Origin of the sequence: Thiocapsa bogorovii, assembly GCF_021228795.1 — a bacterium.
Taxonomy (GTDB): Bacteria; Pseudomonadota; Gammaproteobacteria; order Chromatiales; family Chromatiaceae; genus Thiocapsa; species Thiocapsa bogorovii.
The window spans coordinates 2,197,994-2,223,069 of the sequence record NZ_CP089309.1 but is presented as its reverse complement, the minus strand read 5'-3'; the positions used below and the strand labels follow the sequence as shown (position 1 = coordinate 2,223,069).

Below are 25,076 nucleotides of genomic sequence, written 5' to 3'. Positions count from 1 at the left end.
GTTTCGAGCGATGGCGACTTCAGCACGGGCGCAAGACGGTCGACTTGCCCGGAGCCAATGGCGTGCGACATGATTGGGGAACGATCAAATTCGAGGAACCGCAGTGAGATTGCTCGCAATTCAATCGCTCGTCGGGGTGGCCGGCTGTGTCGGGATCCTTTCGGCCACGCCTCTGTTTGCTCAAACCAAGGGCGATCCGGAGATCGGTGCGGGGATCGCGGCGCGGGTCTGTGTGGCCTGTCATGCCGAGGACGGGACCAGTCCGATGCCCAACACGCCTCGTCTGGCCGGCCAGCACGCGACCTATCTCGTCAAGCAGATGAAGGATTACCGCGCGGGTCGGCGCACCAGCGAGGTGATGGGCAGCTACATCGGGAGTCTGACGGACGAGGAGATCCCGCACGTCGCGGCCTACTATGCCGTTCAGGAGGTGATACCGGGCATAGTGACCGACCCTTCGCTGCTGAAGCTCGGCCGACGGGTCTACGACGACGGCAACCCTGGCAGCGGCATACCGGCCTGCTCCGGATGCCACGGCGACGCGGGCGAGGGCACGCGTCGGTTCCCGCGACTCGCCGGTCAGGACATCGGCTACACCCTCGAGCAGATGCGCCGTTATGCCGCCGGCGAGCGGACCAACGATCGAGGTCTCATGCAGACGGTGGCCGAGCGCATGAGCGAGGCCGAGACCCTAGCCGTGGCCCAATACATCGCCAGCCTGATGGTCCTCGACACGGAGGAGGAATGAACGCCATGATGACCCGTCTCGTCTGCTTCGGATCGCTCGCTCTTGCACTCCTAGCCGGCACCACCTCGGCGTCTACGCCGCCGCAGCCCCATGCACCCGGCATCGAATCGCCCGGCTATGTCTGGAACGCGCCCAACGAGGAGCAGATGATCGCGCTCGCCCATCGCGCCGACCCCGAGAACGGCGCGGAGGCCTATGCCGTCTGTCGGGGTTGCCATCAGGCGGATGGCTCGGGTCGCGGCGACGCCATCTATCCGCAGCTGGCCGGCCAACACGCGAGTGTGCTGATCAAGCAGATGGTCGACGTGCGCGCCGGGCGCCGCGACAACCCCAAGATGCACCCGTTCGTCGCCGAGTGGGTCGTGTCATCCGAGGAGGTCGCGGATATCGCCGCCTATCTGTCGCAGCTCCCCATCCCGTCGACCAATCTGAAAGGCGACGGCACGGACCTGGCGCGCGGTCAGGCCCTCTACGAGAAGGACTGTGCGACCTGCCACGGGGCGCACGGCGAGGGCGACGCCGCGGAGTTCTACCCGCGGGTCGCGCATCAGCACTTCAGCTATCTCGACCGTGAGTCCAAGCTCATTCGCGACGGCGAACGGCGCAATGCGAATCCCGAGATGGTGAAGGCGATCAAGGGGTACAGCGACGCGGATATTGCGGCGGTGAGCGACTATATGTCCCGCTTACCGGTTGAATCGCGTCCGGAGTGACGATTTGTGTACAGGGGGTAAGCGTCGATTGTTGAACCCCAAGAGCTCGGCGCTCGACGCGATTCAGAAAATGAACCCGCTTTGCTTTTTTTCTGTCGCGTCGCGCGTTTCTCCGGTGATATTGCTCGCTCGCCGGCATTGCTCGTGACACCGCTCATGCGGTGTCACGCCTCTCTTGGCGCTCCGCGCCAGGTGCCGCTTCGGCCGGAGTGATGCACGAGGCCCGTCCGCGGCAATCACGCGGTCCACGGGCCACAACGACAACAATCTCGGTCGACGCCAGGGGGCGCATTCGCATGGGTCAGCTCTTTCGCATCACCGGTTTCGTCGCCTATATCGGCATGATCTTTCTCAATGCCTTCGTGGATTTGGGTCACAAGATCATCATCCAGAATACGCTCTTCAAGACCTATGACGGCGATGCCCAGATCCTGCTGACGGCGATCGTCAATGCCTTGATCCTGCTGCCCTTCGTCCTGCTGTTCACGCCGTCCGGCTACCTCGCGGACCGTTTCCCCAAGCATCTGGTGATGCGCGCGAGCGCTTGGGTGGCGGTCGCCGTCACGCTCGCCATTACGCTCTTCTATTATCTGGGCTGGTTCTGGGCGGCCTTCGCCATGACCTTCCTGTTGGCGGTGCAGAGCGCCTTCTATTCCCCGGCCAAGTACGGCTATATCAAGGAGCTGGTCGGCAAGGAGGCGCTCGCCTCGGCCAACGGCTGGGTCCAGGCGACGACCACCACGGCGATCCTGGCGGGGATCTTCTTCTTCTCGATCCTCTTCGAGGGACGTCTGGCCGGCACGAGCTACACCACACCGGACGAGGTGATGGGGATGATGGCGCCGATCGGCTGGGCACTGGTTGCCGGCGCCTTGATCGAGGTCGTGTTGGCCTACCGTCTGCCCGTGCGCGCCCCCGGCAGCGAGATGCGATTCAACTGGCCGGATTACGCCAGTGGGCGCTATCTGCGAAACAATCTGCATGCCGCTTGGGACAACCAGGTGATCTGGCTCTCCATCGTGGGGCTTGCGGTCTTCTGGTCGATCGCGCAGGTCATCCTCGCCGCTTTCCCCGCGTTCGCGAAGGAGACGCTCGGCGAGACCAACACGGTCGTGATCCAGGGCGTTCTTGCCTGCTCCGGGATCGGCATCATCCTCGGCTCGGTCGTGGCCGGCCGGGTGTCGCGCAATCATATCGAGACCGGCCTGATCCCGGTGGGCGCACTCGGCGTCGCGGCGGCGCTCTTTGTTCTGCCGGGGCTGGGATCGGCTTGGGCGCACGGGCTGAACTTTCTGCTGCTCGGTTTCCTCGGCGGTGTCTTTCTGGTGCCGCTCAACGCACTCATCCAGTTCAACGCCGGCGAGACAGGGCTCGGGCGGGTGCTCGCGGCCAATAACTTCATTCAGAACATCGTGATGTTGAGCTTCCTCGGACTCACGGTGCTGGCGGCCTATCTGCAGATCGGCGGTCTGACGGTGATGCTCGCGCTTGCGGTCGTTGCGCTCTGCGGGGCCATCTACACCCTCTATCAGTTGCCTCAGTCGATGGTGCGCTTCCTGATGATGCGCGCCATGTCGACCCATTATCGCCTCGACGTGATCGGCTTGAAGAACATCCCGGCGCAGGGCGGCGTGCTGATGCTCGGCAACCATATCAGCTGGGTCGACTGGGCGATGGTGCAGATGGCCAGCCCGCGGCCGGTGCGTTTCGTGATGGAGCGGGTGATCTACGAGCGCTGGTATCTGCGCTGGTTCCTGGACTTCTTCGGTGTGGTGCCCATCTCGGGCGGGCGCAGCCGCGAGGCGATCGAGACCGTCTCTCGATTGCTCGACGCGGGCGAGGTGGTCTGCATCTTCCCGGAAGGCACCATCAGCAAGAACGGGCAGCTCTCGGAGTTCAAGCGCGGCTTCGAGAAGTCCGCGCGGGCCGCCACGTCCGGCGTCATCCTGCCATTCTACCTACGCGGTCTTTGGGGCAGCCGCTTTTCCTACGCCAAGGAGAAGCTCAAGGCCAGTCGCCGCGAGGGCCGCACCCGCGATGTCCTGGTCGCCTTCGGCCAGCCGCTGCCGCGCGAGGCGAGCGCGGAGCAGGTCAAGCAGGCGGTCTTCGAGCTGTCGGTGACCTCCTGGCAGACCCACATCGCGACCCTGCCGACACTCCCCGCGGCCTGGCTCGCCGCGGCCAAGCGGCGTCTCGGCGAGGTCGCCGTGATCGATTCGGTCGGCACCCGGCTGACCAATCGGCGCCTGATCGCGGCGGTCTTGTTGTTCGCGCGTCGGATCAAGCGTCTCGCCCCGAGCCGGCCGTCGGCATCCTGCTGCCCGCGAGCAGCGCGGCGGCCATCGCCAATCTGGCCGCGCTGCTCGTCGGCAAGCAGGTGGTCAATCTCAACTACACCGCGAGCAGCGAGGCGCTCGTGGCCGGGATGCGCAACGCCGGCGTGCGCCATGTGATCACCTCGGATCGCTTCCTCGCCAAGCTGCAGCAGCGCGGGATCGACCTGGACACGGCTTTCGCGGAGGCGACGCTGCATCCGATGGAAGGGCTGCGCGCAGAGATCGGCAAGGCGGAGGCGCTGGCGCTGCTGGGCATCGGCAGCCTCCTCCCCGCCGGCGTTTTGCTCTGGTTGTTCGGTCGGCCCGGCCGACCCGACGACACCGCGGCCATCCTCTTCTCCAGCGGCAGCGAGGGCACGCCCAAGGGGATCGAGCTCAGCCATCGCAACATCATGGCCAACGTGCGCCAGATCTCGGATGTGCTCAACACCGAGCCGGACGATCTCATCCTCGCCAACCTGCCGCCTTTCCATGCCTTCGGGTTGACGGTCACCACCTTCTTGCCTCTGCTCGAAGGTATCCCGATGGTCTGCCATCCCGATCCCACGGACGCGGTCGGCACCGCCAAGGCGATTGCCCGTTATCGCGCGACCGTGTTGTGCAGCACCTCGACCTTCCTGCGGCTCTATATCCGCAATCAGCGTGTCCATCCCTTGATGCTTCAGTCCGTGCGTGTGGTGGTCGCCGGCGCGGAACGGCTTGCCCCGGAGGTCCGCGATGCCTTCGCACTCAAGTTCAACAAGCCGATCTACGAGGGCTATGGTGCGACCGAGACCACGCCGGTCGCCAGCGTCAACGTCCCGGACGCACTCGAGACCGAGACTTGGAAGATCCAATCCGGCTCGCGTCCCGGCACCGTGGGTCTGCCGCTGCCCGGCACCAGCTTCCGCATCGTCGATCCCGAGACCTTGAAGACCCTGCCGCCCGGCGAGGACGGGCTGATCCTCATCGGCGGTGTCCAGGTGATGAAGGGCTATCTCAACGACCCGGAAAAGACCGCCGATGCGGTGGTCGAGCTGGATGGCCAGCGCTGGTACAAGACCGGCGACAAGGGCCATCTGGACCCGGACGGCTTCCTCACCATCGTGGATCGCTACTCGCGCTTCGCCAAGCTGGGCGGGGAGATGATCAGCCTGGGCGCCGTCGAGGACCAGATCCGCCGCATCCTCGGCCAACCCGAGCTGGAGCTGGCCGCAGTCAACCTCCCCGACGAGCGCAAGGGCGAGCGGATTCTGCTTTTGGTCGCCGGCGAGATCGATGCCGATGGACTGCGCAAGCAGCTGCTCGAGGCCGGGGTGAATCCGCTGGGCATCCCCGCCGAGGTGGTGCAGGTCGAGGGGATCCCCAAGCTCGGCAGCGGCAAGACCGACTTCGGCGCGGCCAAGCGGCTGGCGCTGGCCGCTTGAGGCGACAGCCCCCGGGATCGTCGACTTGCAGTCGACTTCTTCCGCTGATTTGAAGGCCAGCGGCCCAAGCCCGGCGCCGACGCTGGTCGACTGCGCTGCGCTTGTCCAGGGGCCGGTCTGACGAGCAAGCTCGGGCCTCTGAGCTATACTTTAATTGGGAATAGAAGACAGGAGGACTGCCATGAAAACCAAGAGCAAAGCGATTGGCGAAGCGGTCCCGCGTCGTGAGATGACACTCTTCGACGAGATGGATCGCGCCTTCGATGATCTGATGCTGGGCGGCACGCCGCGCGGCTGGCGCCACGGGTGGATGCACCCGTTCCGGGAGATGTGGCCGGAGTGGGCGCGCCTTGAGCAGGCGGTCGATCTCACCCCGCGGGTCGACCTGATCGATCGCGAAGATGAGGTCTTGGTGCGCGCCGAGGTGCCTGGCGTCGAGAAAAAGGATCTTGAAATCGAGCTGGTCGGCCAAGTGTTGACGCTCAAAGGCGAGCGCAAGCATGAGGAGACCGAAGAGAAGGGCACCTACTACCGGTCCGAGATTGCGCGCGGCAGTTTCGTGCGCTCGCTGCGGCTTCCGGAGAACGTGGACCTGGAGAACGCCAAGGCCGAGTTCAAGGACGGTGTGCTTGAGGTCCATCTGCCGAAGACCGAGAAAACGGAGCGTCGGCGGATCGAGGTTGCGTAACATTTAAAGGCGCCTGGAGCGCCCGATCGCACGCTATCGCGCGTGCGCCGACCGCCCCCGGACATCCGCGAGAACGGATGCCGGGGGCGGTCTTTTTGCGGATGCGTTCGAGGCGGCCTCCATGACCCTGATTGACCCTTCCTCCCGCCGGTTGACCCACGGTGCGCCGGTCGCCGTCTGGATCGGCCTCGGCAGCAATCTACAGGAGCCGGAGCGTCAGATCGAGTCAGCCATCGGCGAGCTGGCCGCGCTGCCTGAAACCCGTCTCCGAGCCGCCTCGCGACTGTATCGGACCGCGCCCGTCGGCCCGCTCGGCCAACCCGACTACATCAATGCGGCGGTTCGTCTCGAGACACGGCTGGCACCGCAGGCTCTTTTGGCGGAGCTCCATCGGATCGAGCTGGCCCACGGCCGTCGGCGCGATGGTACCCGTTGGGGGCCGCGTATCCTGGATCTCGACATCCTCGTCTACGGCGACCTAAGCCTCGACGAGCCCGGCCTGACGATCCCGCATCCGGAGATGGCCCGACGCGCCTTCGTGCTGGTCCCGCTGGCCGATATTGCGCCGCCGGATCTTGCTGTGCCCGGCGTCGGGATTTTGGTCGAGCTGTTAGAGCGATGCGCGCGCGACGGGGTGAAGCCCTTGGGCGACTCGGATCCCGAGGGGAAACCGTCTCGGAGCGGGTCGGGCCCCATCCGGAGCTCCGACGGTCACCCCTAGATGTTGCGCTCGCCGTCGAATGCGGCGCCCACTCGGAACGAAGGGTGTGCGTCGAAGCCGAAGCTCATGCCTCTGGTACCCGAGAAGAGATGGATCATTGTGCGGCGGCGATTTTCGCTTGGGGTGCGAACGATGCTCATCATGCCGTGCGCTCATGGGTTATTCCCGAAAAAGGGCGCGCCGCCTGACAGGCGTACAAGGCCCTTCGGCGGCTGAATCCTGCGCCGTTTCGGGCCTATCGCGAGACACCGGACTGCCGGATCCTTTGCTCCTCGCCCGAGCGTTTCCTGCGAGTGCGCGGCGAGCGGGCCGAGATCAGGCTGATCATAGAGACCAGGCCGCGGAGTCATTCCGCCGAGGATCGGATGCTCGCGGAATCTCTGCGCCAAAGCACGAAGGACCGGGCCGAAAGCCTCATGATTACCGATCTGCTGTACAACGATCTGGGCAAGGTCTGCGCCATCGGCAGCGTGCCTGTCCCAACGCTATTTCAGGTGCTTCCGGTAGACGAGACTGCGTTTCTGCTGACGTCCTGATCGGTATCAGGCCGAAGCGCTTGGAGTCGCCCGAAGCAATCGGAGCTCATCCAACCCGCTTCATCGGATCACATCGATGCGAGACGCGAAACAATAGCCATTGTGGCGGCGACTGTCGTCCACCGCGACCAGGACACTCTTGTTGGTGGCGAGGGCGAGCTGTGCTTGGTCCAACATCCGAAACCCGCGGACCGCATCCGTGAAGTGACCGCTGCAGCTGAAGCTCACCCAGTCGGCGAGGCACGCCGGCAAGACGTCCTGGGGATCGGCACTCAGGGCGGCCATGCAGCCCCCGTAAGCGCTGTCGGCCGAGATCAAAACCCGATTGACCTGGGCCGAAATCATGGCCTCGGCCGCGAAGACCGCGCTGCTGGACAAAATGCTAAGCAGGCTTGCAGCGACGACTGCTTTCCTGGTGATCGAAACAAAATTCATCGGTGCCCCCGGCATTCTTCCACGTTTGAAGACATTGAGGAGCAGATGGTGCTGTGGGTCGGGCCGTATACCGGATAGGTGTAAACGGCGGCCGACGCGCTCGGGTTTCGCACCGAAACCCGCAGGACCATCGCCTCAAAACAAGGTGCCGAGTCCTTCGGGCTCGATTGGTGGCCCGATGTCCACGGGCTCCCGTTCCTGAGTGTGTTCCGGCCATGGAAAATCGGCGTCGAGCCGGGCGCCGATCTCGATGACCTCGACGGATGTTTCGGAAAGATACCAAACATCAGTATCGTTCGCGTCGATGATCCCGCCGATCTGAATTGGCATGGATTCCCGAGCGTCAGCCGACTCGGCGGAGAGCGCATCGGCGTCGAGGAGTTCCCCGATATCCACCACTTCGGGCCTGGTCACTAGCCCGGTTTCTTCAACGGGGATCGGATCACTGATGCCGTGACCGCGTCGCCGTTCGACTCGGCCTGTCATCCGGGCCATTCCTACGCTCTTCGCATCCGAGCGGAATGTCTCGTGAGTCACCGAAGGCACGGCCGCGGTGGCGGGACCGGGCGTCTTTCCGTCGGCAGGCGGCCCATCGTCCAGAGATAAGATCCGCTCATGTTCGCTCGGTTGCGACAGCATTCGTCCCTGCTCGTCCGGGGTTAGAGCCAGAGCCGCAGTCACCGCTGCGACCACCACGAGCAGGTTATATCGAAAGGTCATAACGTCAAGGCGCCGAGCTTGTATCGTGAGAATGCCGGCGGAGTCTTAGAGTGCGCTTGAACACATTCGGAACGCCGCGGCCGCGTGGCAATCCGAACTCATTTCAACAGTATGCGCCAGCCTCCTTGATTCGGTAGGCACGCCCAGCACGGCTCAACCGGAAGCGCTTCGCCGTCAGCCGCGATGGCGGCAATCACCTCGTTCGAGAATTCACTGCATACTCGGCCGTCTTGCGTACAGGCACGTACGGCGAAATAGTGGAGCTGTCCGGGGGTAAGGCCATTGATGACGACGGTCGTTTGCGTTGTATCCAGCGAGCCTGCGTATGTCCGGCTCGTTTGCCCGAAATGGACCTGGTATCTCGCTGCTCGTGGATCATTCACCGGGTTCCAGGTGAGCCGCACGTCCGCACCGAAGCAGTCTCCGGCGAACGAGACGGCAGTCAAGGCCCACCCGAAAACAACAAATCGCCGCGATGCGAAGCGGCGCCCGTGATTGCGAAACCAGGCCTCCTCGCGATCTTCGTTCGAAGACCTCAGTCGATGCCTGATGGTCGACATGAGCAATCGCGCTTCAGGGGTTGCGGTAGGTTCGATCATTGTGTCGGCTCATGCCGGATCCGCATGGAAGGGGTCGGCATCCGAACAATTGGGTAGGTCTGCAGAGGATTCTGAATCTTCTAAGGAAGGGAAGTCTTCCTTCCGGAGTCCGATCCCAACAAAATCGATCATCTATTCGCGAGTCTCAAGTACACAGTAGAAAAATGGGGCAATCGAGAGAATACGTCAAGCTTGCGATGTTGCGTGATTACCTTTTGCTATTGCATGGAAATGGCATGCACTCCCGTGACGACGACCGGGTGCGAGTGCGGTGCGGTACGGAGCGGCTGCCTATCGGCGTGCGAGGCGAGCCTGTGCCTACTCGACACCCCCCGACATGTTCGAGGTCAACACCGCCGCTTGGCCCCGCGAGGCGGCTAATTTCCGCGTGACTATCCCATGCGCTTCGTCTTCGAATGCGCGCCCGGGCGCTGACCGCGGAGCAGATCAAGGCGGCGGTGATTCCCTGAGCGGTGATGTCCTGATCCCGGCCGCCGCGCTCAGGCCCCCCGCGATAGAGCTGCGGGGGCCGATCGGCAAGGTAACGCGCGATCGTGTCCTCGATCGATAGCGTCGGCTCGACTGCGCGGCGTAAAGCAAACGTCGAGCGCGGCCGGGCGGAGCGGACCCGCATCTTTCAGCTCGAGCGCGATTGCGGTCTGCACGCTTGATCCTCGACCCCGGCCCTCAGCGTTCCCGCCACACGGTTGTATAGAGGTCGTGCCGGCGGTCCTTCAGGTTCTGCACCGTGCCCGAGTTGCGGGCGGCGCGCAGGGCCTCCAGGCGCAGATCCGCGAAGGCCACGGTCTCGACATTCGGCGTGGTATCGGCGGCGACACCGTCGCGCGCGAAGGGGAAGTCGCAGGGTGTGAGGATGCAGCTTTGTGCGTACTGGATGTCCATGTTGTGGACCTTCGGCAGGTTGCCGACATTGCCGGACATGGCGATGTAGCACTGGTTCTCGATTGCGCGTGCCTGGGCGCAGTAGCGTACCCGCAGATAGGACTGTCGCTCGTCGGTGCAGAAGGGCACGAAGATGATGTTTGCACCCTGGTCGGCGAGATGGCGGCCAAGCTCCGGAAACTCGGCGTCGTAGCAGATCAGGACACCGATGGGGCCGCAGTCGGTCTCGATGGCGTTCAGCGAATGACCGCCCTCAATGTTCCACCAGTAGACCTCGTTCGGAGTCGGGTGGATCTTGGGTTGCTCATGAACCTCGCCGCTGCGCAGACAGACGTAGCAGATGTTTTCGACTCGGCCGTTGGGCATCCGCGTCGGGTGTGAGCCGCCGATGATGTTGATGTTGTAGCGCACGGCCATGTCGCGCAGCGCCTCTTTGAGCGGCTCGGTGTACTTCGTCAGGGCCTCGATGGACTCGGCGGGCGAGAGCTCCTGATCCTCCATCGAAAGTAGCTGCAGGGTGAAGAGCTCGGGAAAAACGACGAAGTCCGCCCGATAGTCGGCGGTGACGTCGACGAAGTAGCGCACCAGATCGGTGAACTCTTCGAACGAGCCGACCCGGCGTTGCATGTACTGAACGGTCGCGACGCGTACGGTGTCGGGTAACCGGCCTCCGTAGCTCTTGGCGCGCTGCTCTTCCTTCTCGTCCGGTGCATTGGGATTGCGCCAGACCAAGTGAACCGCGTATCCCTCGGATTCCTTGTCCTCGGGCAGGTAGCGCGGCAACAGCCCCAAGACCTCGAAGCCGTTACGCATCTGGAAGGTCAGGACCGGATCCCGCAATCGGTTCGCCTTGACCTCCTCGAGATAGGCATCCGGAGTCCCGTAACGCCGCAGGCGTTTGCCGAGCGAGGGGATGCGCCCGCCGAAGACGATGCCTTTGACGTCCCAGGAGCGGGCCAGCTTCTTGCGTTCGTCGTAGAGGCGCTGGCCCAGCCGCAACCCGCGATAATCGGGGTCCACGCAGACCTCCATGCCGTAGAGATAGTCCCCGTTCGGATCGTGACGCGAGGCGTAGCCGCCCCCGGTGATCTCGTTCCAGGTGTGCGGCTTGAGAGCCACGTCGCCGTTGATCAGGAAGGTGGCGCAGTAGCCGACGATGGCACCCTCGTATTCCGCGACGAACTGCCCTTCGGGGAAGTTGTGGATCTGGCCGAGAAGCATGGCCCGCGAATAGGTTCCCATGCCGCTGGCTTGATAGACGCGCGAAACCAGGCCGCGGATGTGGGGGATGTCTTTCACGCGAGCGTTGCGCACGATCAAAGGCGGTTTCGGGTGCTTGGTCTTGGCCGTGCTGGACATGCTGGGTACTCCGGTGTGATGGCTGGCGATCAGGGCAGGGCTCGGTTCCGGCCGTGCTTTCGGCCGGTTCCTCGGATTGTGCCGAACCTGTCGATGGGGCTAGCATGCCCCGAGCGCTGCCGTCGGTAGTGGATTCAGAAGACTTACGACACGAGGTGAAACGTCCATGAAGGCAATCGAGATGCGCGAGACCGGCGGGCCGGCCGTCCTGCAACTGGTCGATCGGCCTCGTCCCGAGATCGGCGGGCCGGACGACATCCTGGTTCGGCTCAAGGCCGCCGGTGTGAATCCGGTGGATACCAAGATCCGCAGCAACGGTCCCCTGGTGCCGAACGGGTTGCCGGCGGTCTTGGGCTGCGACGGGGCCGGCGTGGTCGAGGCTGCGGGCGAGGCGGTCACGCGCTTCAAGCCGGGCGACGAGGTCTGGTTCTGCTGGGGCGGGCTCGGTGGTCCGGTCGGCAACTATGCGGAGTATATCCTGCTCGACAACCATCTGGCTCAGGCCAAGCCGCGCGAAATCGGGTTCGTCGAGGCCGCCGCGGCGCCGCTGGTGCTGCTCACGGCCTGGGAGTCCCTGCACGACCGGGCGCGTTTGGCCGAGGGGCAGCGGGTTCTGATCCACGGTGGCGCAGGCGGGGTCGGGCATGTCGCGATCCAGCTCGCCAAGGCGGCCGGTGCGCGCGTCTGCACGACCGTCAGCAACTCGGAGAAGGCCGATTTCGTCCATGCGCTCGGCGCCGAGTATTGCATCAACTACAAGGAAGAGGACCTCGTCGAATCCGTGATGGAGTGGAGCGAAGGGCAGGGCGTGGATATCGCGCTGGATACCGTCGGCCCGGATGTCTTCCGCAAGACCGTCCCGGCGATGGCGCACTACGGGGACTTGGTGACGATTCTGGATCCCGGGCCCGACCTGGATCTGAAGGAGGCGCGGGTGCGCAATCTGCGCATCAGCCTGGAGCTCATGCTGACCCCGATGCTTCGGGATCTGCCGCGGGCACGAACCCATCAGGGCGAGATCCTGCGCCGCTGCGCCAAGCTGATCGACCGGGGCGACCTGCATATCCATGTCTCGGAGACCTTCCCGCTTAAGCAAGTTCAGGAGGCGCATAAGCGTCTCGAGACGGGTCATGTGACCGGAAAGCTCGCGTTGACCATGGAGTAGGGCGATGGGCTCCGGTGCTGCGGGGGTGATTGCTCGGATACCCGGCCGCAGACTGCGCCTCGCGATCCTGTCCGACACGCACGGACACCTCGACGCGCGTGTCGAACACATGGTCACGACCTGCGATCTGGCGATCCATGGCGGGGATATCGGCAATGCCGACATCCTGGCCCGGATGCAGCCCGGTCTCGGACGCGTGTTCGCCGTCTTCGGCAACAACGATGTCTCGCGCCGATGGCCGGAGCGCGATCATGACCTCTTGCGCCAGCTTCCGGAATGGCTCGAGCTCGCGCTGCCGGGTGGGTGCTTAGTCGTGATCCACGGCCATCAGGGTCCGGCGCGCGACCGGCATGCGCGTCTACGCGCCCGCTTCCCGATGGCACGGGCGATCGTCTACGGGCACAGCCATCGGCTTGTTCTGGACATGGACACGGTGCCCTGGGTTTTGAATCCGGGTGCTGCCGGCCGGACCCGAACCTACGGCGGGCCTTCCTGCCTGCTCTTGATTGCCGGCGAGACCGATTGGCAGGTCGAGGTCCATCGGTTCGCCTTCCTCGCAACCCGCCGTTCCAAGGCCCCGGTTTTCGATCGCAAAGTCGTACGGCACGCGAAGACGACCCTTACATGAGCCCTATCACTCGCAATCAGCCGAAACCCCCGAAGTCGTTGCTGCGTCTCGTCGGCCGCGCCATCGCGGATTTCCGCATGATCGGCGAGGGCGACCGCATCCTGCTCGGGGTCTCGGGCGGAAAGGATTCGCTCTCCCTCCTTCACATCCTCAAGCATCTGCAGACCTATGCCCCGGTGCGTTTCGATCTGGCGGTGCTGACCGTCGATCCGCAGGTACCTGGATTCGATCCGGAGCACCTCAAGGACTATTACGAACGTTTGGGCGTGCCCTGGTTCTACGAGCAGCAGCCCCTGATGGATCAGGCTAAGGAGCATATGGACGGCGACTCCTTCTGCGCCTATTGCTCGCGCATGAAGCGCGGCATCATGTACCGCATTTGCCGCGAGCAGGGCTATGGCGTGCTCGCACTGGCCCAGCATCTCGACGATCTGGCCGAAAGTCTGCTGATGTCGCTGTTTCACGGTGGCCAACTGCGCACCATGAAGGCCCACTATCTCAACAGCGAAGGCGACGTGCGCATCATCCGTCCGCTGGTCTATTGCCGCGAGCGCCAGACCGCGGACTATGCCGAGCGCGCCGGGCTCCCGGTCGTCCTGGACTCATGCCCGGCCTGCTTTTCCATGCCTACCCGACGCGAGCACATGAAGGCCCTGTTGTCCCGCGAAGAGGCCGAGCACAGTCATCTCTTCGCCAACATCCTGCATGCGATCAAGCCGATCATGGTCGAAGGCGGACTCCCCGGGGAGCCACCTGCGGTCGCGTACGTCCGCCGGCCGCCAGCCGAAGGGCGTCGATAGGGTCGTTCATGAAGTTGGCCGGAAGCCGACACCCGACAACCGACACCAAAGACCGGCCGCCTCACGCTGTTCTACCGACCAACATCACACTCGACTGAGCCCGATCAGATCCTCGGCAACCTGATCACGGTAAGCTTTGCCTCTGGTTCCTGCTGTCCGCTCGCCCATGTCCGCATCCATCGACAATCCGCATTTTCTCCTGCGTCGCCTGCACTCCCTGCTTGGTCTGCTCCCCGTCGGCGCCTTCCTGATCTTCCATCTCTGGGAGAACTCTCAGTCGCGCTTCGGTGCGAAGCATTACAACGAGCATGTCGTTGCAGCGCTCAAGGGTATGAATTATCTGCCCCTGATGGAGATCTTCGTGATCGCACTGCCCCTGCTCCTTCATGCAGGCTACGGACTGGTGATCACGGCTCAGATGCGCTCCGAGCTGGCTCGCTACAGCTACACGCGCAACCTGTTGTACTGGATGCAGCGGATCTCCGGCATCGGCATCCTGCTCTTTCTGTTGCTGCATGTGGGGATGACGCGGATTGCCGGACTCTGGGACCCGAGTGTGGGCGATGATCTCTTCGCCCATATGCAGGCGATGTTGACCCAACCCTGGATGCTCGGGATCTATTTGCTCGGACTGGCGCTCTCGGTGTTTCATCTGGCCAACGGGCTCGCCTCGATGGCGATCGTCTGGGGGCTCACAACCTCGGTTCGTGCGCAAAGACTGTTCGGTTGGTTCTGCGTCCTGATCGGCCTGTTGTTGTCGGCCATGGGTATCCATGGATTGATGGGATTTCTGTCATGAGCAAGCCGAACGTCATCGTCATCGGCGGCGGCCTGGGCGGGCTCTGGGCGACCTTGCGGATCGCCCATGCCGGCTTTCCGGTCGAGCTCTTCTCGCTCTTCGAGGTCAAGCGCAGCCACTCGGTCTGTGCGCAGGGCGGTATCAATGCCGTGCTCGACAGCAAGGGGCAGCACGACTCGATCCGTCAGCACATCATCGACACCGTCAAGGGCGGCGAGTATCTGGCGAATCAGCCACCGGTGAAGGCCATGTGCGAGGATGCCCCCGGCCTGATCCGCACCTTCGAGCGCATGGGCGTGACCTTCTCGCGAACGTCCGAGGGACTGCTCGATCAGCGTCTCTTCGGCGGCGTAAAGAACAAGCGGACCTGCTTTGCGGGTGCCAGCACGGGGCAACAGCTCCTCTACGGCGTCGACCAGCAGGTCCGGCGACTCGAGTCCGAGGACAAGGTCGTCAAGCACGAGTGGTGGGAGTTTCTGTCCCTGCTGCTGGATGCCGACGGCGTCTGTCGCGGCATCGTGGCGATGGATCTGAAAAGTTTGGAGGTGCGAGCCTTCGCGGCCGATGCGATCGTGGTCGCGAGCGGCGGCATGGGCCAGCTCTATGCGCCCAAGAGCACGACGTCGACGAACTCGACCGGCGCTGCGGCGAGCCGCTGCTACCGACAGGGTGCCTGGATGGCCAACGCCGAGTTCTTCCAGTTCCATCCTACCGCCATGATGGGGCACGACAAGAATCGCCTCATGAGCGAGGCGGCGCGCGGGGAGGGCGGGCGCATCTGGGTGCCGAAGACGCCCGGCGACCGGCGACCTCCCAAGACCATCCCGGAGTCCGAGCGCTTCTATTTTCTGGAGGAGTTCTTCCCGGCCTACGGCAACACGGTGGCCCGCGACGAGGCGGCGCGCGCCATCTGGACCGTGACCCGACAGATGGGGCTGGGCATCGGCGGTGACGGCGGTGACCGGGTCTATCTCGATCTCACGCACCTGGATGCGGCATTCATCGGCGCGCGCCTGGGCGCCATCCTGGAGATCTATCGCAAGTTCGCCGGTGTCGACCCCATGACCGAGCCGATGGAGATCTTTCCGGCGGCCCATTACGGGATGGGCGGCCTTTGGGTCGATTTCGAGCGCTCGGCCGACGGCGGCATTCAACCCGACAGCCCACGCAATCACGCCACCAACATCCCCGGACTCTATGCCTGCGGCGAGTGCGACTACGCCTATCACGGGGCCAACCGACTGGGTGCTAACTCGCTCCTGTCGGCGAGCTACTCGGGACGCATCGCCGGAGAGTCGGTGGTGAGCTATCTCAAGGGGCTCGCCTCCGATGGCGCGTCTCTGGCTCCGGAGATCCCGCAGGCCGAGGTCGCGCGCCAGCAGGCGATCAACGCGGATCTCATGAGGGCCGATGGAGCGGACACGCCGTATCTGATTCAGAAGGAGCTGGGTGCACTGATGACGGCCAAGGTGGGTGTGGTGCGCTCGAACCCGGAGCTGGAATCCGCCGTCGGCGAGCTTCAGGTGCTACGGGACCGCTTGCGCAACGCCCGGCTCGGCGAGTCGAGCACCTGGTCGAATCAGAGTCTGGCCTTCGCGCGTCAACTCGGCGACATGATCGAGCTGGCCGGAGTCGTGGCCCGGGGCGCACTGGCCCGCGACGAGTGTCGCGGTGCCCATTACAAACCCGCGTTTCGGATCCCGATTCCGGAGGGGAAGTTCGCAGGCGACCCCGAGTTCGAGACGTATCGCGCGCGCTGGCACGCGAACAACGCCCAGTGGCTGAAGACGACCATCGCCGAGCACACCGAGGACGGGCCTCGGCTCAGCTACCAGGAGGTGGATTTGAGCGTCTATCCGCCGACCGAGCCGAGGGACTACCGATGACCGAGCAGCCGATCCATTTGCGTATCCGTCGTCAGGACCGACCCGACAGCGCGCCCTATTGGCAGGAGTTTGCGATCCCTGGGCGTTCGGACCACAACATCGTCTCGCTGCTGATGGCGTTGCGGGAGAATCCGGTCACGGTCTCGGGCCAGCGGGTCGATCCGGTCGTGTGGGAGCACAACTGCATGGAAGAGGTGTGCGGCGCCTGCGCCTTGCTGATCAACGGCGTGCCGCGACCATCCTGCTCGGCTCTGGTCGCCGAGCTGGAGCAGCCGATCCGGCTGGAGCCGTTGCCGAAGTTTCCGGTCGTGCGCGATCTGTTGGTCGATCGCCGTCGGATCGATCAGGGTCTCAAGCAGGTCAAGGCGTGGATCAAGATCGACGGCGTCTGGGACACGCACGAAGGCGCCCCGCGCATCGGACCGAGCGAGTGGGCGGCGAACTATCTCTACAGCCGCTGCATGTCCTGCGGCTGCTGCATGGCCGCCTGTCCGCAGTTTGGGACGGATTCGGACTTTCTCGGTCCGGCGCCGCTGGCCCAGGTCCGCCTGATGAACGCCCATCCGACCGGGCGTTACGACAAGACGGAACGCCTGCACGCCATCATGGCCGATGGTGGGTTGAGCGATTGCGGCAATGCGCAGAATTGCGTCCGGGTCTGCCCCAAGGAGATCCCCTTGACGACGGCGATCGGCGAGCTTGGGCGTCAGACCACGGTGCAGTTGCTCAAGGATATCTTCGGGCCGCGTTGAGGCGGGACTGCTCCGCCACGTCATGGGGGTGGCCCGGAGCGGGCAAGTGGCCTTCAATCTCGTGAAATGCCTTCGCGAAATCGCGATCCGCGCCCAGAATGTGGTCCAGGATCCAGTCGCGCGCGTTGTTCTGCGCCTCCTCGTCGAAGACGTCGATCCCTTCGGCACGCCAGTGGCGTAGCTGATCGGTGTACTCGGCCATCAAGAGCGCGTGCTCTGTGCGGTGCTCGGCCATGTCCTCGTAGCCGACTGCATGCATCATGTCCTCTTCGCGTTTGAAGTGCTCCCGCGCGGCCTCGCCGAGGTCGGTCAGGGCATCAATGAGGGCGGAGGCGTCGCCGGAGCGTCGCGGGGACGCCTCGGGACCGAAACGGTGACAGATATCCGCGAGGAGCTCGATGAGCCCACGATGCTCTGCATCCAGGCTCTCGATGTTGAGTGACCATTCGTCGTGCCAAGCCAAAAGCCTTGTCATCGGGTCCTCCGTCGTCCAGCCGGCGCCGCAGCCTGCGGGCGCCGAAAGGTCTCGCCCTCCCGGGATGGGTCGGGCGCAGGGTCCGCTGTGTCGTCGAGACCAAGGGACATCTTGTTGTTGTCGTGCCGGCGGGTCGGAGCTTGTCCTCGGCCAAGCACCGGTAACTAGGCGGGGCGCCTAAACGCTAAGACCCGCGGGGTCTGCGTCGGTTCTCCCGTGGTTCGCTGGCGCTCGAGCATCTGTTTGATCGCCATATGGATCTCGCCGAGCAGCCGGGTCTGTGTCTCCTTTAGATCCTTGTAATAGTAGACGACCTCACAATCGACGGGGTCCGAAATGGACTCCCGTCCGACCGCCGGTCGCCAGGCGATACGGATCAGGCGACCGCCTTCGCCGTCCTGGTAGGCATAACCGCCGTGGCTGTCCACGAAGACGACCTCCTCGCGATCGACCACGGCCTGATATTGCATGGAGCGGATCGGGATGAAGACGGCTTTTCCAGCGCTGCGTCGCAGGAGCAGCTGCATCCCGTTGTAAAGCGCTGCCGGGATCCGCGTCTGCTCGTACGCATGTGCCTCGTCGGGTCGAAAGAAGGTCTCGTGCATCAAGTAGTCGGCCATGTCGAAATGTCCCATGGATCCGGATGTCGATGGGCCGCCACTGGAAACGGTGCTGACTCAGTCGCTGTCGCCGAGCTCCGGATCCCAGCCGGCTGCACGTGCCTTCTCGATCGCCGCCGAATAGATCCGCTCATGTCGTTCGCGCAACTCGGGCGGGAGTCTGGAGACGAGATGTCCGTAGGGGTGCCATGCCTCCGTGACCTTGTCGTAGAGGTCCTCGATGCCCTGAATGGTCCAGCCCGCGCAGGTTTGCTCCTCGGGGATGATGCCGAACACCCAGGCGTCTCGGATGATGTTGGCGGTCGGTGTCATGGCGCCGCCCTGCTGCTTGTCGATGCCCTCGTAGATCTTGTTCTTCATAAGGTCTGCCCTGGTTGATATCCGCTACACTCTAGCGCCTTGCCTCTCCGACTGCTACGTCTGCCCGAGGCCGAACCCAAGGCCGAGTCTGAGCCATCGATGCGGTCCACCAAAGCGAGCCTGCCCATGTCCGAGATCCTGGTCGATCTGATCCGTCACGGCGAGCCCGTCGGCGGTCCGCGCTATCGCGGCAACGGGACCGACGATCCGCTCAGCCCGGCGGGCTGGTCGCAGATGGCCGAGGCGCTCGGCGAGGCGGCGCCTTGGGATCAGGTCATCAGCTCGCCGATGTCGCGCTGCCGTGTCTTTGCCGCGGATCTCGCCGGGCGATACGGATTGCCGCTGGTCGTCGACCCGAGCCTGATCGAGGTCGGTATGGGCGCCTGGGAGGGGCGTGCCCGCAGCGCGGTTGCCGAGGAGGAGCCCGAGCGCTTCGCCGCCTTCTATCGGGATCCCGTTGGCGAGCGCCCGCCCGGCGCCGAGCCCTTGGAGCGCCTGCTCGCGCGCGTTGCGGATGCCTACGCCCGTCATTTGGCCGCCTATCCGGGTCGCCGGCTGCTGATCGTCTGCCATGCCGGTGTGATGCGGGCGCTGGTCGGGCATCTGCTCGGTGCCGATGCGCGCCGCTGGTATCGCATCAGGATCGACTACGCCGGGCTCGTGCGGGTCCGTCACGGGCGTCTCGGTCCGAGCATCGAGTGGGTCAACGCGCGGACGCTGTGTTAGTGCTAACGCTCGCCAGCATGCGGCGCTCGAGATGGACTTGAATCCTGCCGATCTTCCGGATACCTGTCCGTTCGCCGTCGTGCAACTGCTGCACGATGGCTACCGGTGACCTGAGCGGAGGGGCGGTCACGAGCGCGGGCGGTGCTCGTCACGCCGGCCACCGCGATGACGTTGCGCGGGGTGGACGGCGGAGCGCAGTCTACCAGCGCCGGCGCCGGGTTCGGTGGACTTCGCTCGCACTCGTCCACCCTACCGGCCGATATCATGAACGACGCCACAAGTCCGCGGCGTCGCTCTGCAGGCTCGCGATCACGCCCCCATAACGCCCTGTGCCGGCGCGTGGCGCGGGCTGTGCCCGAGCATCGAGGAGAGGAGACCGGGACGATTGGGCTATACTCAACGGCTTTCGACGTCGTTGTAACCCCAGACCATGCAAAAGACCGACGATCTGCGCATCCGCGAAATCAAAGAAGTCCGCTCCCCGAGCGCGTTGCACCGGGAATTCCCGATCTCGGAGGCGGCTGCGCAGACCGTCTATTCCACGCGCCACGCCATTCAGCAGATCCTCCACGGTCGGGACGATCGCCTGCTGGTCGTTGCGGGTCCATGCTCGGTTCACGATCCCCGTGCCGCGCTCGAGTATGCCGCGCGTCTCCATGGCGTCCGCGACGCGCTGAGCGATCGCCTGCTGATTGTCATGCGTGTCTATTTCGAGAAACCACGGACCACGGTCGGCTGGAAGGGCCTGATCAACGATCCGAACCTGGATGGCAGCTTCGAGATCAACCAGGGGCTCGGCATTGCGCGCAAGCTCCTGCTGGACCTCAACAGTATGCAGATCCCAGCCGGGACCGAATTCCTCGATCTTATCAGCCCGCAATATATCGCCGACCTGGTGAGCTGGGGCGCCATCGGTGCGCGTACGACCGAGAGCCAGGGCCATCGCGAGCTGGCCTCCGGTCTGTCCTGCCCGGTGGGTTTCAAGAACGCCACCAACGGGGATGTCAAGGTCGCGATCGATGCCATTCACGCCGCGGCGCGTCCGCACGTCTTCATGTCGGTCACCAAGGAGGGTCAGTCTGCGATCTTCAGCACCACAGGGAACGTCGACACCCACATCATCCTGCGCGGCGGCCAACGGCCGAACTACGATACGGAGAGCGTGAGCATCGCCGCGGAGCAGATCATCGAGTCCGGTCTGACGCCAAAGATCATGATTGACTTCAGCCACGCCAACAGCCGCAAGCGCCCCGAAAAACAGGTGCGGGTCTGCCAGGACGTCGCCGGTCAGATCGCGCGCGGGGATCGCGGCATCATGGGCGTCATGATCGAGAGTCACCTGGTCGGGGGACGGCAAGACCTAGCCTCGAGCGACGGTATGGTCTTCGGTCAAAGCGTCACCGATGCCTGTATCGGCTGGGACGATACGGTGCCGATGCTGCAGGAGCTTGCGGATGCCGTCGCGCGCCGCCGCGGCCTTTGACCCCGGATCCGGAAACCCGAAATCCGGCGTTAAAGCTGGTCCAGGTAACGGATGCCACCCAGTCGGCTCGCCTGATCGCTGATCCAGGCCGCGCGTCGCTCCAAACGTTCCGAGGGCTTGTCCAGACGATAATGTCCGGGCGCAGGCAGCACGCCGATCAGCAGCGAGGCTTCGCGCATGGTCAGCTCGCTCGCCGGTCGATCGAAATAGCGCAGGCTGGCCGCGCCGATACCGTAGGTGTTGGGGCTGAACTGCACGATGTTCAGATAGACCTCGAGGATGCGCTCCTTCGGCCACAGGAGCTCCATCAGCAGCGTGAACCAGGCCTCGAGCAGCTTGCGCGGCAGATCCGAACGCGGCCAGAGGAAGAGGTTCTTGGCCGCCTGTTGCGTAATGGTGCTGGCTCCGCGCAGGCGTCCGCCGTTTTTATAGTCGGCCCAAGCCAGGCGAATCTCGATCAGGTCGAAACCCCGATGGCTCGGAAAACGCTGGTCTTCGCCGGCGATGGCCGCCAGGCGAGTCGGCAGCGAGATCCGATCCCAGGGTACCCAGGTCTGATGATAGTAGGGCGGCGATTGGTCGAGTCGCCAGAGGTTAAAGGCGTGCCGCAGCATGAAGGCGGATGCGGGCGGGTCGACCCAGCGTAGCGTCAAGACCAGCGCGATCGAGAGCAGCGCCAGATTGCCCAACGCTCTGAGCAGAAAGCGACCGACGCGGGTCAGCGGATGTCGGTCATGGCCGATGGATCGGATGTGAAAGACGCGGGTTTGCGACAACGGCTCGCCCGGCGCCGCATAGTGTCCAGCCTCGATCCCGCGATCCACTCCGAGCGTTTCCGACCCTTGCTTGTCGTCCTTCATCAATCCTCGTTGGTGGGTGGAACCGAGTCCCTCAGGTGTCTCCGCCTCCGGCACGGCAATCCGACGGGAGACGGATCTGCCCGTGCGGGTGCGCTCCATGCGCCTGGGCTTTCGAGCATCCGATGAATCGCCGTAAAGGTCGCAAGTGCGCCTGCGATCACCTCGGACGGATCCATGCGACCGTGGACGGGAAGGCTGTCGAGGATGTTCGCAAAGCGTTTCCAGGCCGCCGCGGACTGCTTGCCGTGAAAGTCTAGGAAACCGGCGGAGCCCAGCACCGGGCCAAGACAGCGGCGCAGGTGTTTCGCGATCACCCGACCGCCGAGCGTTGCACCCTCCAGCACATAGAGGCCGCCCAGCGCGGCAGCTGCCCCGCTCGGGGCGAGCTGGGCCGAGGTGCGCAGCACGTGCGGCTGGCCCTGCTCAGCAAGATCCTTGAGGATCGCCGGCAACTTGCGTCGAACCCCCAGATCGTTGCGGATTTCCTCGTCCAGCGCGTCGAGCAGGCCGTCCTCCAGGGCCGCGTAGACATCGGCCAAGGCATGCAGATACTTGAGATAGTCTTCGCGGGTGACCGTCGGCGACGTGAGTCGGGTCATCAGGGGCAAGCGTTCGACCGCCTCATGTGTCTCGGCCGTCGCGCGGCGCAGGACAACCGCCAGTCGCTCGGAGGTCGCCGGTCGGGACGTGTCTTGAATGTCTTGCATGGGGTCTTCGGGCTCGCTGCGCTCTGCGCTCGCGGCAAGTCTAACACCCGTCCTCGTCATCCCTGAAAAAGACCGGTCCGTCGTGCGGCACGATAGACCGACGGTGCTCGACCGACGAACGGTCGAGTATCCGGGGTCGCGGGCTCACGTTTTGAGCCACCCACCGCGGCATGCTGTGGTTCCGTCCAGTGCAAACCCTGCGGAGCCGACGATGAACACCCTTACTGACCTCTTCGTCATCCTGCTGTGCCTTTCCGGGATCTTCGTGATCCTGAGCCTTGTGTGCGCCGTCTTCGAGCATGCTCCCGACGAGGCGGATGCACGGCTGCGGCGCACGCGCGTGCGGCCACAACGTCCGCGGCGTCGCTCTCGCGTGGTCCGTCCTCGGCGCAAGCCGGTGGATCCGGTCACCGATTCGCCGAGCCCCGCGGTCTCGGTACCGGGACCGATTGTTCTGCCGGGGCGTGGCGGTTGATGCCTGATCGGACCAAGCGACGATGTCGGCAGCGTATCGATCGGTTTTCGGCGTAGGTGTCTCTCAACATGAAGTGCGTCGCCGGATCGAGCTACCGCGCTCGGACTCGAGCCGAAAAACCTCAGGCCGCAAGCCCGCGTCCCTGCAACTCTTTGATCTTATCCCGGACGGCGGCGGCCTGCTCGAACTCGAGGTTCTTCGCGTGCTGGTACATGGTCTTTTCCAGCGCTTTGAGCTTCTTGGACATCTGCTGCGGCGTCAGGGTGGCGTATTCGATGATCTCCTCGGCAACCTTGGCATAGTTGCGTGCCTTCATGGGCGCGCCCGGGATGGCGCCCTCCATGATGTCGGCGACCGCCTTGCGGATGGTCTGAGGCGTGATGCCCTCGGCGGTGTTGTGAAGGATCTGCTTGGAGCGGCGCCGCTCGGTCTCGTCGATGGCACGGCGCATGGAGCCGGTGACGCGATCGGCATAGAGGATCGCCTTGCCGTTGGCGTTGCGCGCGGCGCGCCCGATGGTCTGGATCAAGGAGCCCTCCGAGCGCAGGAAGCCCTCCTTGTCCGCGTCCAGGATGGCCACCAGCGAGACCTCCGGCATGTCGAGCCCCTCGCGCAGCAGATTGATCCCGACCAAGACGTCGAACTCGCCCAGGCGCAGGTCGCGGATGATCTCGACGCGCTCGACCGTGTCGATGTCCGAGTGCAGATAGCGGACCTTCACCCCGTGCTCGTTGAGATACTCCGTCAGATCCTCGGCCATGCGCTTGGTGAGCGTCGTGACCAGAACCCGCTCGCCGGCGGCGACCCGCAGTCCGATCTCGGAGAGCAGATCGTCGACCTGGGTCAGCGCGGGACGGACCTCGACCTCCGGGTCCACTAGGCCGGTCGGTCGGACCACCTGCTCGACGACGGCGCCCGAGTGCTGGATCTCATAGTCGCGCGGGGTGGCCGAAACATAGATGGTCTGGGGTTGGCGGGCCTGGAACTCCTCGAATCGCAGCGGGCGATTGTCGAGCGCGGAGGGCAGCCGGAAGCCGTAGTCGACCAGGTTCTCCTTGCGCGAGCGGTCGCCCTTGTACATGCCGCCGAGCTGGGGAACGGTGACATGACTCTCGTCGATAACGACGATGGCATCCGCCGGCAGATAGTCGTACAGCGTCGGCGGCGGCTCGCCGGGTCCGCGTCCGGAGAGATAGCGGCTGTAGTTCTCGACCCCGGAGCAGTAGCCGACCTCGAGCATCATCTCCAGATCGAACAGGGTGCGCTGCTCCAGGCGCTGGGCCTCGACCAGCTTGTCGTTGTCCCGCAGCCAGGTCAGCCGGTCCTTCAGCTCGACCTTGATCTGCTCGACCGCGTTCAGGATGGTCTCGCGCGGCGTGGCGTAGTGCGTCTTCGGGAAGACCGTATAGCGCGGGACCTTGCGCAGCTGCTCGCCGGTGAGCGGGTCGAAGAGCGATAGGTTCTCGATCTCCTCGTCGAACAGCTCGACCCGCAGCGCCTCGTCGTCCGACTCGGCCGGGTAGATGTCGATCACGTCGCCGCGCACCCGGTAGGTGCCGCGCGAGAGCTCGATCTCGTTGCGCCGGTATTGCAGATCGGCGAGCCGGCGCAGCAGGGCGCGTTGATCGATCAGATCGCCGCGGTTCAGATGCAGCACCATCTTAAGATAGGCGTCCGGGTCGCCCAAGCCGTAGATGGAGGAGACGCTCGCCACGATGATGACATCGGGACGCTCCAGCAGCGCCTTGGTCGCCGAGAGACGCATCTGCTCGATGTGCTCGTTGATCGAGGAGTCCTTCTCGATATAGGTGTCTGTCGAAGGGACGTAGGCCTCGGGCTGGTAGTAGTCGTAATAGGAGACGAAATACTCCACGGCGTTGTGCGGGAAGAACTCCTTCATCTCGCCGTAGAGCTGGGCCGCGAGGGTCTTGTTCGGCGCCAGGACCAAGGCCGGGCGCTGCACCCGGTCTATCACGTTGGCGATCGTGAAGGTCTTGCCCGAGCCGGTCACGCCGAGTAGGGTCATCGCAGACTCCCCGTCACTTAGGCCCTCCACCAGGCGGCGGATCGCCTCGGGCTGATCGCCCGCGGGGGCAAACGGCGAGACCAGTTGAAAAGGGCGTTCGGACATCGGAGTACGTGCCGGGTGTTTGCGGTTTCGTTATGATTGGGAGCG

At 64.4% G+C, this 25,076-nt stretch carries 25 protein-coding genes and 1 pseudogene; 16 read left to right on the top strand and 10 right to left on the bottom strand.

Annotated elements, in window-relative coordinates:
- The first annotated feature begins 103 nt into the window (after positions 1-103).
- From LT988_RS10040 to LT988_RS10010, 7 genes and pseudogenes are all read left to right on the top strand, one after another.
- Complete coding sequence (locus LT988_RS10040; protein WP_232410007.1) at positions 104-748, top strand: c-type cytochrome; 645 nt, start codon at positions 104-106, stop codon at positions 746-748.
- Between the two features lie 5 nt (positions 749-753).
- On the top strand, positions 754-1,461 hold the full coding sequence (locus tag LT988_RS10035) for a c-type cytochrome (protein WP_232410006.1): 708 nt from the start codon (positions 754-756) through the stop codon (positions 1,459-1,461).
- Between the two features lie 296 nt (positions 1,462-1,757).
- Positions 1,758-3,914, top strand: a complete 2,157-nt coding sequence (locus LT988_RS10030) for an MFS transporter (RefSeq protein WP_232410005.1) — start codon at positions 1,758-1,760, stop codon at positions 3,912-3,914.
- Complete coding sequence (locus LT988_RS10025; protein WP_232410560.1) at positions 3,803-5,203, top strand: AMP-binding protein; 1,401 nt, start codon at positions 3,803-3,805, stop codon at positions 5,201-5,203. Before LT988_RS10030 ends, LT988_RS10025 begins: the two co-directional genes overlap by 112 nt.
- Positions 5,204-5,384: 181 nt before the next feature.
- Positions 5,385-5,891, top strand: a complete 507-nt coding sequence (locus tag LT988_RS10020; protein ID WP_232410004.1) for an Hsp20/alpha crystallin family protein — start codon at positions 5,385-5,387, stop codon at positions 5,889-5,891.
- A 121-nt stretch (positions 5,892-6,012) separates the two neighbouring features.
- Positions 6,013-6,612, top strand: a complete 600-nt coding sequence (gene folK / locus LT988_RS10015) for a 2-amino-4-hydroxy-6-hydroxymethyldihydropteridine diphosphokinase (RefSeq protein WP_232410003.1) — start codon at positions 6,013-6,015, stop codon at positions 6,610-6,612.
- Positions 6,613-6,812: 200 nt separating this feature from the next.
- Positions 6,813-7,148 (top strand): annotated as a pseudogene (locus tag LT988_RS10010) (chorismate-binding protein); the annotation flags it as partial.
- Positions 7,149-7,208: 60 nt separating this feature from the next.
- On the opposite strand, the gene LT988_RS10005 reads toward LT988_RS10010, so the two are convergent.
- The 4 genes from LT988_RS10005 to LT988_RS09990 all read right to left on the bottom strand — a co-directional run bounded on the left by LT988_RS10005 (position 7,209) and on the right by LT988_RS09990 (position 11,164).
- Positions 7,209-7,493: a hypothetical protein gene (locus tag LT988_RS10005; RefSeq protein WP_232410002.1), complete on the bottom strand. Its 285-nt coding sequence runs from the start codon at positions 7,491-7,493 to the stop codon at positions 7,209-7,211.
- Positions 7,494-7,718: 225 nt separating this feature from the next.
- Positions 7,719-8,222, bottom strand: a complete 504-nt coding sequence (locus LT988_RS10000) for a hypothetical protein (protein ID WP_232410001.1) — start codon at positions 8,220-8,222, stop codon at positions 7,719-7,721.
- 179 nt (positions 8,223-8,401) lie between these two features.
- Complete coding sequence (locus LT988_RS09995; RefSeq protein WP_232410000.1) at positions 8,402-8,902, bottom strand: fibronectin type III domain-containing protein; 501 nt, start codon at positions 8,900-8,902, stop codon at positions 8,402-8,404.
- 687 nt (positions 8,903-9,589) lie between these two features.
- Positions 9,590-11,164, bottom strand: coding sequence for a bifunctional GNAT family N-acetyltransferase/carbon-nitrogen hydrolase family protein (locus LT988_RS09990; protein ID WP_232409999.1), 1,575 nt, complete (start codon positions 11,162-11,164; stop codon positions 9,590-9,592).
- A 166-nt stretch (positions 11,165-11,330) separates the two neighbouring features.
- Between LT988_RS09990 and LT988_RS09985 the strand changes: the two genes are divergently transcribed.
- The 6 genes from LT988_RS09985 (at position 11,331) to sdhB (ending at position 17,194) form a co-directional block, all read left to right on the top strand.
- Positions 11,331-12,329: a zinc-dependent alcohol dehydrogenase family protein gene (locus LT988_RS09985; RefSeq protein WP_232409998.1), complete on the top strand. Its 999-nt coding sequence runs from the start codon at positions 11,331-11,333 to the stop codon at positions 12,327-12,329.
- Positions 12,330-12,333: 4 nt separating this feature from the next.
- A complete protein-coding gene (locus LT988_RS09980) occupies positions 12,334-12,957 on the top strand; it encodes a metallophosphoesterase family protein (protein ID WP_232409997.1) in 624 nt (207 codons plus the stop codon).
- Positions 12,954-13,757 (top strand): tRNA 2-thiocytidine biosynthesis TtcA family protein, encoded by an 804-nt coding sequence (locus LT988_RS09975; RefSeq protein WP_232409996.1) that lies wholly within the window; start codon positions 12,954-12,956, stop codon positions 13,755-13,757. The genes LT988_RS09980 and LT988_RS09975 overlap by 4 nt, the downstream gene beginning before the upstream one ends.
- Positions 13,758-13,923: 166 nt before the next feature.
- Entirely contained in the window at positions 13,924-14,556 is a 633-nt protein-coding gene (locus tag LT988_RS09970; RefSeq protein WP_232409995.1) for a succinate dehydrogenase, read from the top strand.
- Complete coding sequence (gene sdhA, locus LT988_RS09965; protein WP_232409994.1) at positions 14,553-16,442, top strand: succinate dehydrogenase (quinone) flavoprotein subunit; 1,890 nt, start codon at positions 14,553-14,555, stop codon at positions 16,440-16,442. Before LT988_RS09970 ends, sdhA begins: the two co-directional genes overlap by 4 nt.
- Positions 16,439-17,194 carry a succinate dehydrogenase iron-sulfur subunit gene (gene sdhB / locus LT988_RS09960; RefSeq protein WP_232409993.1) on the top strand — a complete coding sequence of 252 codons (756 nt, stop codon included), beginning with the start codon at positions 16,439-16,441 and terminating at the stop codon, positions 17,192-17,194. The genes sdhA and sdhB overlap by 4 nt, the downstream gene beginning before the upstream one ends.
- On the opposite strand, the gene LT988_RS09955 is transcribed toward sdhB, so the two are convergent.
- The 3 genes from LT988_RS09955 to LT988_RS09945 all read right to left on the bottom strand — a co-directional run bounded on the left by LT988_RS09955 (position 17,169) and on the right by LT988_RS09945 (position 18,649).
- Positions 17,169-17,669: a bacteriohemerythrin gene (locus LT988_RS09955; RefSeq protein ID WP_232409992.1), complete on the bottom strand. Its 501-nt coding sequence runs from the start codon at positions 17,667-17,669 to the stop codon at positions 17,169-17,171. The genes sdhB and LT988_RS09955 overlap by 26 nt on opposite strands.
- A gap of 164 nt (positions 17,670-17,833) precedes the next feature.
- Complete coding sequence (locus LT988_RS09950; RefSeq protein ID WP_232409991.1) at positions 17,834-18,304, bottom strand: hypothetical protein; 471 nt, start codon at positions 18,302-18,304, stop codon at positions 17,834-17,836.
- A 42-nt stretch (positions 18,305-18,346) separates the two neighbouring features.
- Positions 18,347-18,649: a hypothetical protein gene (locus LT988_RS09945; RefSeq protein WP_232409990.1), complete on the bottom strand. Its 303-nt coding sequence runs from the start codon at positions 18,647-18,649 to the stop codon at positions 18,347-18,349.
- 126 nt (positions 18,650-18,775) lie between these two features.
- Here LT988_RS09945 and LT988_RS09940 point away from each other — a divergent pair, with 126 nt between their 5' ends.
- A complete protein-coding gene (locus LT988_RS09940) occupies positions 18,776-19,375 on the top strand; it encodes a histidine phosphatase family protein (RefSeq protein ID WP_232410558.1) in 600 nt (199 codons plus the stop codon).
- Between the two features lie 430 nt (positions 19,376-19,805).
- On the top strand, positions 19,806-20,858 hold the full coding sequence (locus tag LT988_RS09935; RefSeq protein WP_232409989.1) for a 3-deoxy-7-phosphoheptulonate synthase: 1,053 nt from the start codon (positions 19,806-19,808) through the stop codon (positions 20,856-20,858).
- Between the two features lie 29 nt (positions 20,859-20,887).
- On the opposite strand, the gene mtgA is transcribed toward LT988_RS09935, so the two are convergent.
- Both mtgA and LT988_RS09925 read right to left on the bottom strand, forming a co-directional pair.
- Entirely contained in the window at positions 20,888-21,718 is an 831-nt protein-coding gene (mtgA, locus tag LT988_RS09930; protein ID WP_232409988.1) for a monofunctional biosynthetic peptidoglycan transglycosylase, read from the bottom strand.
- A complete protein-coding gene (locus LT988_RS09925; RefSeq protein ID WP_232409987.1) occupies positions 21,718-22,425 on the bottom strand; it encodes a biliverdin-producing heme oxygenase in 708 nt (235 codons plus the stop codon). The genes mtgA and LT988_RS09925 overlap by 1 nt, the downstream gene beginning before the upstream one ends.
- 211 nt (positions 22,426-22,636) lie before the next feature.
- On the opposite strand from LT988_RS09925, the gene LT988_RS09920 reads away from it, so the two are divergent.
- The gene (locus LT988_RS09920; protein WP_232409986.1) at positions 22,637-22,900 is read left to right on the top strand and encodes a hypothetical protein; all 264 of its coding nucleotides are present in this window, start codon (positions 22,637-22,639) and stop codon (positions 22,898-22,900) included.
- 121 nt (positions 22,901-23,021) lie between these two features.
- On the opposite strand, the gene uvrB is transcribed toward LT988_RS09920, so the two are convergent.
- A complete protein-coding gene (gene uvrB, locus LT988_RS09915) occupies positions 23,022-25,031 on the bottom strand; it encodes an excinuclease ABC subunit UvrB (RefSeq protein ID WP_232409985.1) in 2,010 nt (669 codons plus the stop codon).
- Positions 25,032-25,076 lie beyond the last annotated feature (45 nt).

Bases quoted from the DNA above. Each gene is read 5' to 3' on its own strand.
- LT988_RS09990 (WP_232409999.1), bottom strand. From the start codon at position 11,164: ATGTCCAGCACGGCCAAGACCAAGCACCCGAAACCGCCTTTGATCGTG.
- LT988_RS09970 (WP_232409995.1), top strand. From the start codon at position 13,924: ATGTCCGCATCCATCGACAATCCGCATTTTCTCCTGCGTCGCCTGCAC.
- LT988_RS09920 (WP_232409986.1), top strand. From the start codon at position 22,637: ATGAACACCCTTACTGACCTCTTCGTCATCCTGCTGTGCCTTTCCGGG.
- LT988_RS10030 (WP_232410005.1), top strand. From the start codon at position 1,758: ATGGGTCAGCTCTTTCGCATCACCGGTTTCGTCGCCTATATCGGCATG.
- LT988_RS10000 (WP_232410001.1), bottom strand. From the start codon at position 8,222: ATGCTGTCGCAACCGAGCGAACATGAGCGGATCTTATCTCTGGACGAT.
- LT988_RS10005 (WP_232410002.1), bottom strand. From the start codon at position 7,493: ATGATTTCGGCCCAGGTCAATCGGGTTTTGATCTCGGCCGACAGCGCT.
- folK (WP_232410003.1), top strand. From the start codon at position 6,013: ATGACCCTGATTGACCCTTCCTCCCGCCGGTTGACCCACGGTGCGCCG.
- LT988_RS10020 (WP_232410004.1), top strand. From the start codon at position 5,385: ATGAAAACCAAGAGCAAAGCGATTGGCGAAGCGGTCCCGCGTCGTGAG.
- LT988_RS10035 (WP_232410006.1), top strand. From the start codon at position 754: ATGATGACCCGTCTCGTCTGCTTCGGATCGCTCGCTCTTGCACTCCTA.
- LT988_RS09935 (WP_232409989.1), top strand. From the start codon at position 19,806: ATGCAAAAGACCGACGATCTGCGCATCCGCGAAATCAAAGAAGTCCGC.
- LT988_RS09980 (WP_232409997.1), top strand. From the start codon at position 12,334: ATGGGCTCCGGTGCTGCGGGGGTGATTGCTCGGATACCCGGCCGCAGA.
- LT988_RS09955 (WP_232409992.1), bottom strand. From the start codon at position 17,669: ATGACAAGGCTTTTGGCTTGGCACGACGAATGGTCACTCAACATCGAG.
- LT988_RS09925 (WP_232409987.1), bottom strand. From the start codon at position 22,425: ATGCAAGACATTCAAGACACGTCCCGACCGGCGACCTCCGAGCGACTG.
- sdhA (WP_232409994.1), top strand. From the start codon at position 14,553: ATGAGCAAGCCGAACGTCATCGTCATCGGCGGCGGCCTGGGCGGGCTC.
- LT988_RS09940 (WP_232410558.1), top strand. From the start codon at position 18,776: ATGTCCGAGATCCTGGTCGATCTGATCCGTCACGGCGAGCCCGTCGGC.
- uvrB (WP_232409985.1), bottom strand. From the start codon at position 25,031: ATGTCCGAACGCCCTTTTCAACTGGTCTCGCCGTTTGCCCCCGCGGGC.
- LT988_RS09995 (WP_232410000.1), bottom strand. From the start codon at position 8,902: ATGATCGAACCTACCGCAACCCCTGAAGCGCGATTGCTCATGTCGACC.
- LT988_RS09985 (WP_232409998.1), top strand. From the start codon at position 11,331: ATGAAGGCAATCGAGATGCGCGAGACCGGCGGGCCGGCCGTCCTGCAA.
- mtgA (WP_232409988.1), bottom strand. From the start codon at position 21,718: ATGAAGGACGACAAGCAAGGGTCGGAAACGCTCGGAGTGGATCGCGGG.
- LT988_RS09945 (WP_232409990.1), bottom strand. From the start codon at position 18,649: ATGAAGAACAAGATCTACGAGGGCATCGACAAGCAGCAGGGCGGCGCC.
- LT988_RS09950 (WP_232409991.1), bottom strand. From the start codon at position 18,304: ATGGGACATTTCGACATGGCCGACTACTTGATGCACGAGACCTTCTTT.
- sdhB (WP_232409993.1), top strand. From the start codon at position 16,439: ATGACCGAGCAGCCGATCCATTTGCGTATCCGTCGTCAGGACCGACCC.
- LT988_RS09975 (WP_232409996.1), top strand. From the start codon at position 12,954: ATGAGCCCTATCACTCGCAATCAGCCGAAACCCCCGAAGTCGTTGCTG.